The organism is Nocardia sp. NBC_00565, from assembly GCF_036345915.1.
Taxonomy (GTDB): Bacteria; Actinomycetota; Actinomycetes; order Mycobacteriales; family Mycobacteriaceae; genus Nocardia.
The window spans coordinates 697,429-709,701 of sequence record NZ_CP107785.1 but is presented as its reverse complement, the minus strand read 5'-3'; the positions used below and the strand labels follow the sequence as shown (position 1 = coordinate 709,701).

Here is a 12,273-nt window from a genome sequence, read left to right as displayed (position 1 = left end):
CAATTCATCTCCGAGGTTTCGGCAAACCCGCAGATGGCGAGCGGCACGAGCAATCAGACCTGACCGAACTACACAAGCGGCCGGGGATGGAAATAGACCCGGCAACAGCATCGAACCGCCCCGGCGAGTCCATCGAAGTCATGGATTCGCCAGCGGTTCGAACCGCACTGTTCGCAGCGCTATTGCCGTTCGGTCAGCGTAGCGATAACCGGGAACTTGGTGTTAAGGGTTAGCGCGGAAGTCGGGGTGAGGTCCGGGTTCTCGATGGTCAATTCGAATCGCCGCATGATGGTCGAGAGCGCGAGCTGCATCTCCATCATCGCGAACGCGTTGCCGATGCAGAGGTGTCCGCCCGCGCCGAAGGGCAGGTACACGTTCCGGTCACGGGCGGCGACCGCGTCGGCGGTGAAGCGGTCTGGGTCGAAGGTGTCCGGCTGGTCCCAACACTCGGGGTTCCGGTGTGCGTGATAGTAACTGAACATCACCGGAGTACCTGCCGGGATGCGGTAGCCTCCGATCTCGTCTTCCTCGTCGGCGCGGCGTTGTCCCATCCATGCCGGCGGTTTGAGCCGCAACACCTCCTCCATCACCTGCTTGCTGTACGACAGCGCGGGCAGGTCGGTCATGGTGGCGTGCCCGCCGGGCAATGCGGTGTCGACGTCATCGCGCAGCCGCTGACGAACCTCCGGATGCAATTGCAGAAGCAAAATGGTGGACGTCAGAGCCGAGGAGCTGGTCTCGTGACCGGCGAAGAGCATGGTGACGACCTCGTCGCGCAACTCCCTGTCGGTGAGGTTCTCGTTGGTATCAGCGTCCGTGGAGTTCATGAGCATGGCCAGCAAGCCGCTGCTGTCGGTGTCGCGCAATTTGTTGATCACCGCGTAGACGATGGCATCCATATCGGCGATCGCCCGCCAGAAGCGTCGGTGGCTCGGCGTCGGAAACTTCAAGGGGACCAACGGCATCCGCACGAACTTCCCCAATTCGGCATTCAACCGCTGCGTCGCGTTGGAAAAGCCGGTGACCTCCGGGCCTTGGGGATCCAATCCGAACAGCGCCCGCACCACGATCCGCAGGGTGAGATGGCTCATCTGCTCGCCGACGTTGATCGTCCGGCCGGCTCGCGCATGTTCGGCCCATTTGTCACACATGGAGTCGATCTCGGCCACCATGATCTCGCTGAGCGCATTGATCTTCTTGTGGTGAAAGGCGGGCTGGACGAGGCGCCGGTTGCGTCGCCACCGGTTGTGGTCGGCGATGGACGCCAGCCCGCGCCCTATGAACGGTTCGATGATGTCGTACATCTGAGTCTCGCGGGTGAAGTTCGCCATGCGTTCCTGCAAGATGTACTTGATGTGGTGCGGATGGGTGATCCCGACCATGTTCCCGTTGATCAGCTGGAACTGAAACACGTTGCCGTGCTGAGTCATAGAGTCGGAGAGGAATGTAATCGGGTCGGTAACGAAGCGCTTGGTATTACGGAGGCGGCCTGTGACCACCGGGGGCAGCCCGGTGACAGCGGCGGAATTGGAGGACATAACAGCAAGTAAATCCGACAGCGTCGATACTTGCCGCAGTTTGGCAAATGTGACCGAAGGCAGGACTCCTGCAACGGTTTACGCACCGTCGGAGACACGTGTGTAACCATTCACTATGTGTGACTGGCGGTTTCGTTGGCGTGGATCAGTTCGGTGATCGCCGCGACCGGCGAAGCGCTCGCCGACACCGACACGCTGACGCTCTTAGGTGTATTCGTAGGTCGGGTCGTTGTCCTCGCGATACTCCCGCAAGGTTCGGTCGAGCAGGCTTTGCAGGTGCGGGCCCAGTTCGGCGGTGGCGGCCGGGGCGGCGTGTATGGCGGCGGTGGCGCCGACACGGTAGCGGCCCTCCGGGTAGTCCATGATGTGGAAGTCGCGCTTGCGCGTCGGCCGGTTGTCGAACGCGCCGCCCGCGTACACGGCGATATGCGCGACCGTGGTGCGGCGGCGTTCGAAAAACCGCTCCACCTCGGTGCGCCGTGAACGAGGCGCGTCATCGGAGAACCCGGTGAACGGCCGATCATCGTCGCCGTCCAGGTCGGCGCGGTTGATCTCGAAGCCCGCACCGGTGCCGCGCGGCGCCTCCGGCAGGGCGGCGAGCACGCGGCGGGCCACCGTATGTGCCCCCACCAGCACCATCCGCACGGTGCCGCCGCGGTTCGGATCCGGTGTCGGTTCCTGTGTCAGGATCACCGCGCTGCGACCAGAGACAGCGGCGTGGATACGCACCAGCGCGGCCGGGTCCGCGTCCTCGCGTGGCAGCACACCCCGGGGCGTACCGGCGAATCCCGCGACCTCGATCCTGGCCTCCGGTTCGACCAGCACCCGCAGCGGACCGTACATATCCTCGTCGAATATCGCCCGCACCCCGGAGGCGGAGGCCTTGTAGGCACGCTCGTATGCCTCGGCGGTGTCCTCGGTCGGCCGGTACCGCAGCGGGTACGGCAGCACGTCCCTGCCGATGGCATGCCACAGCACGGTCAGCTCCAGTGCCGATATCGACCACATCTGCGGCGTCATCTGCCGCGCACCATCATTCACCGCACACCGTCATCAACCTGGACCGTCATTCACCCAACACGGGCGGCACGGTTTTCGGGCGATGCTCCGCATCCATGCCGGTCAATTCCTCACCGTGCTCGCGGGTCACCATCGCCTCGGCCACCGCCGACTTCCCCTTCTCCTTATCGTCGTCACCCTTACCACGCGCGCCGGGCGACATCCCGCCCATACCGGACATACCGCTGCGGGTGGTGGCATTGCCGCCGCCCGCAGCGGCGACGCCGGAGCCCACGCCGGGGACACTTGTACCCGGACCGGGAATCGAGCGGCCCGGACCGCCGGGGACAGCGCTGCTCGAGCCACCCGGGACAGCGCTCCCGAGGCCCGAGCCGGTGGATCCGGGACCAGTTCCCGTACTCGTATCGGGGCTCAGACCAGCGGGTGCGGTCGAGGTCGGCGTCGCGTCGAGCCCCGCTGCTGTCGTGTCCCCGGATCCGAGGCCCGGCTGATTCACCAGTGCCGCAAGCTGATCCACGCCTGCCGGGGTCGTGTCACCAGGTTCCCCGCTTGCGCCCGGCGAGCCGCCGTCATCGGGATCCGAGCCGCCGGACGGCGAAGGTCCACCCGGACCGGGCTGCCAACCAGACGGCGGCGGCACCGATGCAACAGTGCCAGGATCGTGAACCGGGTTGTAGGCCAACGGAATTCGCGGTTGCGAAGTATCTCCCTCCCGAATACCTGGCTGGTAGACCTGCTCGAGCACGGTATAGGTGGCCAACTCGGCGGCATCGGTTCGGTTGCGGTCCATCTTCCACGTCGGACCCGGCACCCACCCGGCGACGGTGCTGGCCCACCCGGTATCCGGCTTCGGCTGCACATTGGACTTCGTCAGCTCGACCGCGGAGGTCACGATCTCGACTTTGTCGGCGACGATCTTCGTGGCCGACACCATGTTCTGGGCCTTGTTCACATAATCGATAATTCCCTGAGCCGCGGCCTGGCTGGCCGCCCCCGACCAGGACTCCGCCATTGCCGACCATATTTCCGGGCCGAACTGGGTGAGACCGGTCCCGAGTTTATCCGCCCGCGACTTCCACATTTGCTGCAGCGTCGTCATGACACCGACATCGATCGATTGCGTCTTCCGGTACAGCTCATCCAGATCCTCGGTCCGAACATTCCCGAACAGAGACTCCGGAATCCGCGAATTATGAAACTCGCCCTCGAAATGGTTATCGGTCAAATCCTTGATACGGTTGCGCGCCGCGATGGACTCCGGGCTCTGCTCACCCAGTGCCGCAGCCACCGCCGCAGCCGATTGATTCATATCATTGGCACCGGCGGCAATTGCGCCGAGCGGGCCGTGCGCAATCATCGTGCCGACATTGACGACAATGGATTCGAATGATGGCAGACCGAACACCCCGCACCCCCGTGATTCAGATCCGACCGAAGTCTAGCGCGTTGCTGGTGTCCTGCTCTTGCAGGCGGTCCAGCGAGGATTGGATGGCATCACCCATGAGTCCGAGGACACGGATGTGGTCTCTCAGAGCGGTGTTCAGATCACCGTCACCTTCGGGGTCGACAGCCTTCAATCCGAGCAGCTTGGCAAGCTCTTTACCGCATGCGAATTCACCCAGACCTGTTACACGGGCCATCTGTTGAATTTCTTCCAAGCACTCTGTATAAACATTGATCTGATTATCGATCGCCGTGCGGCAGCGCTTGGCTACAGAATCATCGAGATACAAGTTCCCCGCCTTCGCTTCCCCGGAGAGGTACTGCCACAGAGTAATATCCTCTTGCATGCCCATCGATGTACCTTCAGTCTCTCATTTTGGGAAGATTGGCACCAATATCTCCGCCGCTGCGGCAGCGATGACACACGGACCTCGATTGTCCTTCGTCAATACCGTTTTGTAGACAGAGATATCTATCGCCTGACCGCTAGACGGAAAGCTGATATAGCAGATCTCATCATTACGATCTTCTCTCCGACGGAACTGGACGCCTTCTCGGCCAGCGATAGAGATATCAGCGAAGTCCACATTGTTTTCATCTTTCTTCGACTCGTCGATTGTGTGGGTGGTGGACCACACTCCGAGCGCGTAGTCCCATCGAGAAGGCTTATCGTGCCATGAGCACAGTTTCCAGCCCTCAACGTTCTCCACTCCAGAGATTGTGTTGCCCCGTGTCGACGGGTCCACCCCAACCTGCCGCAGGGTCTCGTCACTGATCTGGGTACACGGATCCCATAGCGCCGCAGTCGCCGCCGCCTTATCTGTGGTCGAGACCGTTGTTGCCGTCCCACCGTTCGCCGAGTCACACCCGGTGGCGACCACGAACACCCCTGCCAGCACCGCTACCGCAGCGGTCATCCGTCGTCCCACCACTGCTCCCCTCGGGCCACCCAATAGTTGTGCTCGTAGTGTAGGACGCGGCGGGCACCCATTCGGTTCCACCGATGATCGACATCGACCGGTGAAGCAGTGCGTACGGTGGTGCCGTGCGCACCGTCGAGCTATGGGGCCGGCAGTCGAGCACTCGGCCGCTGCTGTGATTCAGTTGGAGTGATGGTCAGGCTGGTCGGTCGAATTGGCCCACTCGCACGCCCGCCGCGAAGGCGTCCCACTCGCCCGGAGTGAAGACCAACGCTGGACCGGTCGAGTTCTTCGAATCACGAACGCCGACACCGCCGCCCGCCAGCCACGCCACCTCAACACAGTCGGTCTGGCCGCCGCTGTGGCTGCTCTTGAACCAGTTCACCCCGGATAGATCAGCTTTCACGCTTCACACTCCCTCGAATTCGCCCTCTCGCACGCCTGCGGCGAACGCGTCCCACTCGCTGGGAGTGAAGACCAACGCTGGACCGGTCGGGTTCTTCGAATCGCGGACGCCGACCTCGCCGCCGTCGAGCCACGCCACCTCAACGCAAGCACTCTGACTGCCGCTGTGGCTGCTCTTGAACCAGGGGGCTCTGGATAGGTCGATGTTGGTCACGCTCAAGCTCCTTCGTTACCCGGCGAATCAGCTCCCGGGTCTGTCTTTCATCCAGCGATGTGCTCCGAATGGCCCCTGCAAGTTCACTATAGAGCCGTACCTCCTCGGGCTTCTCGAGGTAGACGTCCTGGGTCGGTCCTCCCTCCATGAAAACAACAGGTGGTTCGACCGGCTCGCCCTTGGTGCTCGTCTCGAACGACAGAAGAGTGAACATGCCATATGGCATTCCCCAGGCCAAGCCCGCATCGTAGGGATGTATCCGCAACGTGACATTGGGTAGCTTCGAGATCTCGGCCAGGTGCCGGAGCTGCGCCGCCATGATCCTGCGGCTACCGACCACCCGATGCAGTGCCGACTCGTGCAGTAGAACTTCCAGCTCCACCGGGTTGGTCTTGCGGGTGACGATGGCCTGTCGCCTCAGTCGATGTTCCACCCGGAGATCGATATCGTCGCGGCTGCTGAATCCAGGGTATGCACCGATGATGGCGCGGGCGTAGTCGGTTGTTTGCAGCAGGCCCGGGACATGTTCGTGGTAGGTGATCTGTTGCTGCGCACCTGCTTCGAGCCCGACGTACATGTTGTACGCGCTGGAGTACAAGCCGCCATACGCGTGGTACCAGCTCTGCGTCCTGGCCATCGCCGCCAAGCCGACGGCGGCGTCGGTGTCATCGGGTCCGACGTCGTAAAGCTCGCACAGGGCCCGGACATCCTGCTTACGTACCTTCTGGGTCTGTCCCGCTTCGATCCGTTGCAAGGCTGAGGCGGACAGGTCCACCAGCTTCGCGGCGGCGGCGACGGTGAAGCCGTTTGCGTCGCGCCGGTCGCGCAGGAATCGGCCGAGCTGGCGTCGCGGTAACGTCGAGCTGGGTACGGCGTCCGTGTCGGCGTCGGTGCTGGTCATAATCTTCTATCCCCCTTGTCGCGGAAACGGATTGAATCGGTCACGCAATCGGGTCAGTTGTACCGCATTATCGGGTCGGGTCGTGTGATTTTGGATGAATTCTGATCGGGTACCCGATTGAGCTGACTTCGCGCTCGATCGGTGGTGTGCTTGGTCCCGGCGTTCGGGTGACACCGCAGGTCGGAGCTCTCGAAACACCCGAATCTGTCGGAACTGCAACAACATCGGCGGTATGCCTCTCGGCTCGGCACCACCCTCGCGAGCCGACCTGGCAACCGTGCTGATTCGTTGTTGCCCGTTCCCCGGACGCCTCAGCAGATCTCGCACATCGACAGGTTCCGGGGAGTCTCATGCCACACACGCAAGCTATCGAACCGCCACCAACCACCGGCAGGCCGAAAGCCATCGGGTTCATCCGCGCGGATGTCTCCGGGCTGCACGCGCCTCGCCATGCCAACGAAATACACCGGCACGCCTGCGCATTGGGCTACCGGTACGTGTACACGGTTCGCCCACCGGCCGACGATCCGGACCCGATCGGGTACGCCCTCGGCATCGCCGCCGGGCTCGGCGTCGAGGTCATCGTCGTCTTCGATCTGGCGCAGGTGAACGACCAGCCCGCCCTGGTCTGCGATGCGGGGTGCGACCTGGAAACGGTTTCCCCGCCGAGCACGTGGGTGCGCAGTGCGCAGCCCGCGCCGGGCGTCGAGGCGGGGGCCGCGCGATGAGTTCCCCGAGTCAACCCCAGCATTGGTCGACCGAAGGTGGCCTTCGGCCCGTCCCAGGCGACGACGGTCACCTCGAGCCGGAAAGACTTGGCGCCCTGGTGAGCGCGGAGTCGATCCGCACCCCGCCGAGCATCTGCGGCAGTGCCGAAATCGACTTGGCCCATCGGCTGATGCGGCGGCACCGGGAGTGCCGGATCCACCGCTGCGCGTGGAAGTGGGTCGCCTACCGCACACTCGTGTATTACGGCCGGATCGCGCCGCAGACGTTGAGTCCGCGCGAGCGCGCGCATCGGCGTGGCATCGAATTTCCCACCGCCCCTGCGTCATCCCCGCCACCGCCGGGTCCCACCGCCGGTGCACTATTTCCCTGCGGCGCACCGGAACCCGTGACCTTGCACCAGGTTCTGGACGGACTGCGCGAGCTGGCGTGCGATATGCGCCCGCGCTCGGGCGACAGCCGGGAGGGGTGAGTGGCCGTGGCCCCGTGGCACGTGGTGTCGAGTGTGTTTGCGGTACTCGCCGGATGCGTTATCGCGGTGATCGCCCTGGGGTGCGTGTGGCCAGTCGACCGGCCGCGCCGCCCAGCTCCCGCACGCCGTCCGGTCCGAGCGCGCTGCGCCTTGCGTCCGGTCCAGTGGCCGGCGGCGTGGACATGTGACCTGCCCTCCCCACCGTTGACGCTCGACGATGCCCATCGCGCGATGCGACTGCACCGCGAACACGACTGCGCCCGAAAGCGTGCCGCGTTCGCCACGCTGGTCGCAGCCGGACACATCACACCCGACTCCGCACGCGGACGCCGCCCATGGGAGATGCCGTCGTGAACCACATTGTCGTCACCGGGGGCGCCGGTTTCCTTGGCTCCCACCTGTGCCGCGTGCTGCTCGAGCGCGGGTATCGGGTCACCGCGATCGACAACCTGAGCACCGGCCGAATGGCCACCGTCGAAAACCTCACGGCACACCCACGATTCACCCTCCGTACCGCCGATGTGACCGCGCCTGGCGCGTTCGCCGACCTCGCCGCCGTCACGCACATCGCGCATCTCGCGTGCCCGGGCGGCCCGAAAGCCACCGCCCGGTGGCCGGTCGATATCCTCCGGGCGGCGTCGACCGGCACCCTGGCCGCGCTCGACCTGGCCAAGAGTTGCGGCGCCCGCATCGTCGTGGCGTCCGGGTCCGAGATCTACAGCGAATCGAACCTCGGGCCGCCACACCGACCGCACCTCGGAAACATCGGCCCGGCAAGCATTTTCGGCGCGCACACTGCGGGTAGCCACGTCACCGAGGCCGTCGCCCGCCACTATCGAGGCGCGAACGTAGGCATCGTCCGGCCCTTCGAGGTGTACGGTCCACACCTGTGGCCGGGCGACGGCCGCGTCACGGCCTCGTGCTGCGCTGCCGCTCTGCGCGATCAGACCCTGCAGGTCATCGACGGTGACACGCGATCATTCGTCTACGTGGCCGATACGATCGAGGCCATGGTCGCGATGCTCGACAGCGAAGCGTCCGGGCCGGTCGATATCGGCGGCCCGAACGTGGTCACCCTAGCCGAGTTCGCGCGTACGGTCATCGATTTCGCGGGCAGCGGCTGGCTCGAGGTCGCCCCCGCCCGCACTACCGAGGTCACCGCACGGAGCCCGGATCTCACTCACGCGCGAGCCCTCCTGGGCTGGCAACCCACCACCCCCCTACCCGACGGCCTACACCACACCCTCGACTGGATGCGCACCATCCTGCGCCCGCAGTGACCCCTCCGCCCGAGCTGCCGCGCTACTTAGTAGAAGCCGGAACATCGAGCCGACCCCAGCGGTGCGGTGCGGCAGCAGTGCTGACAGTCATTGATAAGTTGGTTCCTACCAGCGAAACAGCCGCGGTCCGACCACGGAAACGTTCTGTCAGGTGCGATACGTTCGGCTGGCGGGGTGAGGAGAAGGGCTGACGATGACTATGAGTCTGGGCACGACACCGACCGCACACGTTTTCGAGGTCGAGGCCATTGTGACGATGGTGCGCGACGGGAAGATTCGAATTCCGGAATTCCAACGCCCGTTCCGCTGGGGCATAGAGGACGCGCGCCGCCTGTTCGACAGCATTATCCGAGGCTATCCGCTCGGCAGCCTGCTGCTGTGGGCTCGACCGGCGGACGCCGCGCACATCACACTCGGCGCGCTGCGCATCGACGCACCCCAGATGGATAACGCGCTGTGGGTGGTGGACGGCCAACAACGAGTCACCACACTGGCGAACGCGCTATCCGCGGCGTCAGTGGGTGATGAGCGATTCGCACTCAGTTTCGACCCGGTAACAGGGCAGATCGTGCCGACCGCGGGCGCCCGCCCCTTCACCATTCCGCTACCGTTGCTGTTCGACCTCCCGCAGCTGATGGCCTGGTTCCGCGACTTTCCCGACGCCATGCAGTACTTCGACGCTGCCACCGTGGCGGCGACAAAGATTCGCCAGTTCAAGATCCCGGCATCGGTCGTGGAAACGCAGGACGAGTCAGTGTTGCGCGACATCTTCGATCGCCTCAACAGCTACGGCAAACGCCTCACCCGCGCCGAGGTGTTCACCGCCCTGCATCCGGTACCGACCGGAACCGGGCGTAGCGCATCGACCGCGATCGAGGACATCATCGGTCATATCTCCGCCGATCTGGACTTCGGGGTGGTTGACGGCAACACCATCTTCAAGGCCGTCCTTGCCCGGCGCGGGCCCGATGTGACGCGCGAGATGCGCACCGAATTCGCCGACCGCCGCTCCGGCGAGTTCCCCGGTGAGGATGCTGAAACGGCCTATCGCGAGGCGCAATCAGCATTGGATCGCGCCGTAGAGTTTCTCCAGTTGCACGCGGACACACCACATTTCGCATTCTTGCCCTACCGACATCTCCTGGTGGTGCTGACCAGGGTATTCGGCCATCACCCAGAACTCGACGACCGGCAAACCCAACTGTTGCGCCGCTGGTATTGGCGGGCCGCGGCGGCAGGGACGACCCTATTTCCCGGCGGCGTGGCCGGAACGACCAGGACGTTGTGCGCGCTAGTGGTCCCCGGCGATCTGGATGCGACGCTGACGGGGCTGCTCGATGCTGTTCCCTCCGAGAAAATCAACTGGCCCAGCGCTTATCACTTCCGCACCAATCACGCCAGCGGCAAAATCATCGCGTGCGTGCTGTGGTCCAAGAACCCTCGCTCGCTGCGCGACGCTCGGCGACTTGACCTCAACGACCTGGTCGACGCCCTCGGCGAGGCACAGACGCCGCGCCCGGCCCTTACCGCGGTGGTGCCGCGATCGGTGGTGGCCACAGCGTCGAAATCGGACTGGGCCGCACGGTGGCTGCTGGTCCCGGGCCTGGAAGCGGCTCCTTCGGAAGTACCCGCGATCCTCGCCGAACGGCCCCTCGGGGTCACCGAAACGGAGTGGAACCGCGCCCTGGAGTCGCACGTCATCGACCCTGACATCGCCACTTGGCTGGCCGAAGGCAAGGCGTGGGAATTCACGCGGCACCGCGTCGAAGCCCTGCGCGACCGAGTCGACAGCTTTATGCATCAGCGCTTGGAATACGGATACGAAGACACTCCGCCTCTGGATCATCTGGTACTAGACGATCTGGAATCCGAATTGGGCTCACAGCCCGACGATTCAGGAGCCGACCCAGACGATCAGGACTCCGACGCCTGGCTCGACGACCCGAAAGAAATCGACGAACCCGACTGGGGCCTCGATGAGTGATACAACGCGGCTCGCTGTCTGGTTGTATGACCGGCACGTCGGCTGGTTGTTCCATCACGACAACTACAGTTGGTTCGAGTTCTGCGACGAATACCTCGACAGCATCGACCGGCCGGTGCTCGGGCTGCGTTTCGAGGAGCGCCCGCGTGCTCGATTCGGCTCGAATGTTGTTCTACCCCCATGGTTTTCCAATCTGCTGCCGGAGGGGGTACTGCGTACATGGATCGCTGCCGCGCGCGATGTCGCCCCCCAGCGGGAAGTGGAGCTACTAGCGCAGGTCGGCCACGACTTGGCAGGTGCCGTCCGGGTTCTGCCGGACGGCCAGCATCCCGTGCCGGATATCGAGGCTGTTCTCGAATCCGCGTCGACGTCGCCGGCTCGTCGGGATCCCGAGCATCAGCCTTGGAAGTTCTCCTTGGCCGGAGTCGGCCTGAAGTTCTCGATGTTGCGAGACGGCGCAAAGTTCACTTGCACCGCCACCGGGGAAGGCGGCGATTGGATCGTCAAGTTACCCGACAGCAGATTCGCCGGAGTGCCCCACAACGAGTTCGTCATGATGCGATTCGCAGCCGCCGTCGGGATCGAGGTTCCGGATGTCACCATGGTGCATCGCGACGACATCGCGGGCCTGCCCGCGCGCGTCTGGCCCGGCGACGAAGAATACGCCTACGCCGTGCGGCGATTCGACCGCGGCGCGGATCGCGGACTCGTGCACATCGAGGACTTCGCCCAGATCCGCGGCGTATACCCGGCGCAGAAGTACGACGGCAACTTCGAAACCGTTGCGGCACTGTCCTATCGTGGCCGCGACACCACCGCCTTGCACGAATTCGTACGTCGGCTCGTATTTTTCGTCCTCATCGGGAACGGTGACGCCCATCTGAAGAACTGGTCGCTTATCTACCGTGATCGGCGCGTCCCTACCCTCTCCCCGGCTTACGACATCATGGCGACCGAGCCCTACGAGATCGGGCCCGACCCAGAAGATCTCGGCATGAAGTTCGCGGGGAGCAGGCGATTCGACACGGTGCGCGTGCACCAGTTCGGCCGACTCGCGCAAAAGCTTCGAACTACGGCGGATCTTCAGGCCACCGCGTTGAGCACCATCGAACGCGCCCAGCAGGTATGGCCCCGCTTCGCCGACGAACTCGGCGATCTGCCGGTGCGCGCATCGGTGCACGCGACGCTCACCTCTCGCGCCGGATTGCTGTCGCGCGGCACCTGACCGGTGCAGACGCTCTGCGCCCGCATGACCGGTCTCAGCCGAAGATGCCCGCACTGGCGTGCTTCAGTAGCGATACATCGTCGGCAGAAGCGCCCCTCGCCGTACGCCTCCACCCGCGTAATCACGGGGACTTCGGACCGGCCGG

At 64.3% G+C, this 12,273-nt stretch carries 13 protein-coding genes; 5 read left to right on the top strand and 8 right to left on the bottom strand.

The genetic code is table 11. From position 1 onward, the window contains the following. Positions 1–179 precede the first annotated feature (179 nt). The 8 genes from OG874_RS03605 to OG874_RS03570 all read right to left on the bottom strand — a co-directional run bounded on the left by OG874_RS03605 (position 180) and on the right by OG874_RS03570 (position 6,441). Positions 180–1,430 (bottom strand): cytochrome P450, encoded by a 1,251-nt coding sequence (locus OG874_RS03605; RefSeq protein ID WP_330253702.1) that lies wholly within the window; start codon positions 1,428–1,430, stop codon positions 180–182. A gap of 312 nt (positions 1,431–1,742) precedes the next feature. Then, entirely contained in the window at positions 1,743–2,558 is an 816-nt protein-coding gene (locus OG874_RS03600; protein ID WP_330253701.1) for an ESX secretion-associated protein EspG, read from the bottom strand. A 46-nt stretch (positions 2,559–2,604) separates the two neighbouring features. After that, the gene (locus tag OG874_RS03595; protein WP_330253700.1) at positions 2,605–3,867 is read right to left on the bottom strand and encodes a hypothetical protein; all 1,263 of its coding nucleotides are present in this window, start codon (positions 3,865–3,867) and stop codon (positions 2,605–2,607) included. 112 nt (positions 3,868–3,979) lie between these two features. Beyond that, complete coding sequence (locus OG874_RS03590) at positions 3,980–4,354, bottom strand: hypothetical protein (protein WP_330253699.1); 375 nt, start codon at positions 4,352–4,354, stop codon at positions 3,980–3,982. Positions 4,355–4,372: 18 nt separating this feature from the next. Beyond that, positions 4,373–4,918, bottom strand: a complete 546-nt coding sequence (locus tag OG874_RS03585; RefSeq protein ID WP_330253698.1) for a DUF3558 domain-containing protein — start codon at positions 4,916–4,918, stop codon at positions 4,373–4,375. A 199-nt stretch (positions 4,919–5,117) separates the two neighbouring features. Beyond that, a complete protein-coding gene (locus OG874_RS03580; protein ID WP_330253697.1) occupies positions 5,118–5,327 on the bottom strand; it encodes a DUF397 domain-containing protein in 210 nt (69 codons plus the stop codon). Between the two features lie 3 nt (positions 5,328–5,330). Further along, entirely contained in the window at positions 5,331–5,465 is a 135-nt protein-coding gene (locus tag OG874_RS44620; RefSeq protein ID WP_442943274.1) for a DUF397 domain-containing protein, read from the bottom strand. Position 5,466: 1 nt separating this feature from the next. After that, complete coding sequence (locus tag OG874_RS03570; RefSeq protein WP_330253695.1) at positions 5,467–6,441, bottom strand: helix-turn-helix domain-containing protein; 975 nt, start codon at positions 6,439–6,441, stop codon at positions 5,467–5,469. A 350-nt stretch (positions 6,442–6,791) separates the two neighbouring features. On the opposite strand from OG874_RS03570, the gene OG874_RS03565 reads away from it, so the two are divergent. The 5 genes from OG874_RS03565 (at position 6,792) to OG874_RS03545 (ending at position 12,128) form a co-directional block, all read left to right on the top strand. Further along, positions 6,792–7,169 carry a hypothetical protein gene (locus tag OG874_RS03565; RefSeq protein ID WP_330253694.1) on the top strand — a complete coding sequence of 126 codons (378 nt, stop codon included), beginning with the start codon at positions 6,792–6,794 and terminating at the stop codon, positions 7,167–7,169. Positions 7,170–7,267: 98 nt separating this feature from the next. Then, positions 7,268–7,639 carry a hypothetical protein gene (locus OG874_RS03560; RefSeq protein WP_330253693.1) on the top strand — a complete coding sequence of 124 codons (372 nt, stop codon included), beginning with the start codon at positions 7,268–7,270 and terminating at the stop codon, positions 7,637–7,639. 350 nt (positions 7,640–7,989) lie between these two features. Next, a complete protein-coding gene (locus OG874_RS03555) occupies positions 7,990–8,919 on the top strand; it encodes an NAD-dependent epimerase/dehydratase family protein (protein ID WP_330253692.1) in 930 nt (309 codons plus the stop codon). A gap of 193 nt (positions 8,920–9,112) precedes the next feature. Continuing rightward, the gene (locus tag OG874_RS03550) at positions 9,113–10,903 is read left to right on the top strand and encodes a DUF262 domain-containing protein (RefSeq protein WP_330253691.1); all 1,791 of its coding nucleotides are present in this window, start codon (positions 9,113–9,115) and stop codon (positions 10,901–10,903) included. After that, positions 10,896–12,128, top strand: coding sequence for a type II toxin-antitoxin system HipA family toxin (locus OG874_RS03545; protein WP_330253690.1), 1,233 nt, complete (start codon positions 10,896–10,898; stop codon positions 12,126–12,128). The genes OG874_RS03550 and OG874_RS03545 overlap by 8 nt, the downstream gene beginning before the upstream one ends. Positions 12,129–12,273 lie beyond the last annotated feature (145 nt).

Coding starts and splice junctions, on each gene's coding strand:
- OG874_RS03605 (WP_330253702.1), bottom strand. CDS start 1,430: ATGACTCAGCACGGCAACGTGTTTCAGTTCCAGCTGATCAACGGGAAC.
- OG874_RS03600 (WP_330253701.1), bottom strand. CDS start 2,558: ATGACGCCGCAGATGTGGTCGATATCGGCACTGGAGCTGACCGTGCTG.
- OG874_RS03595 (WP_330253700.1), bottom strand. CDS start 3,867: ATGAATCAATCGGCTGCGGCGGTGGCTGCGGCACTGGGTGAGCAGAGC.
- OG874_RS03590 (WP_330253699.1), bottom strand. CDS start 4,354: ATGGGCATGCAAGAGGATATTACTCTGTGGCAGTACCTCTCCGGGGAA.
- OG874_RS03585 (WP_330253698.1), bottom strand. CDS start 4,918: ATGACCGCTGCGGTAGCGGTGCTGGCAGGGGTGTTCGTGGTCGCCACC.
- OG874_RS03570 (WP_330253695.1), bottom strand. CDS start 6,441: ATGACCAGCACCGACGCCGACACGGACGCCGTACCCAGCTCGACGTTA.
- OG874_RS03565 (WP_330253694.1), top strand. CDS start 6,792: ATGCCACACACGCAAGCTATCGAACCGCCACCAACCACCGGCAGGCCG.
- OG874_RS03550 (WP_330253691.1), top strand. CDS start 9,113: ATGACTATGAGTCTGGGCACGACACCGACCGCACACGTTTTCGAGGTC.
- OG874_RS03545 (WP_330253690.1), top strand. CDS start 10,896: ATGAGTGATACAACGCGGCTCGCTGTCTGGTTGTATGACCGGCACGTC.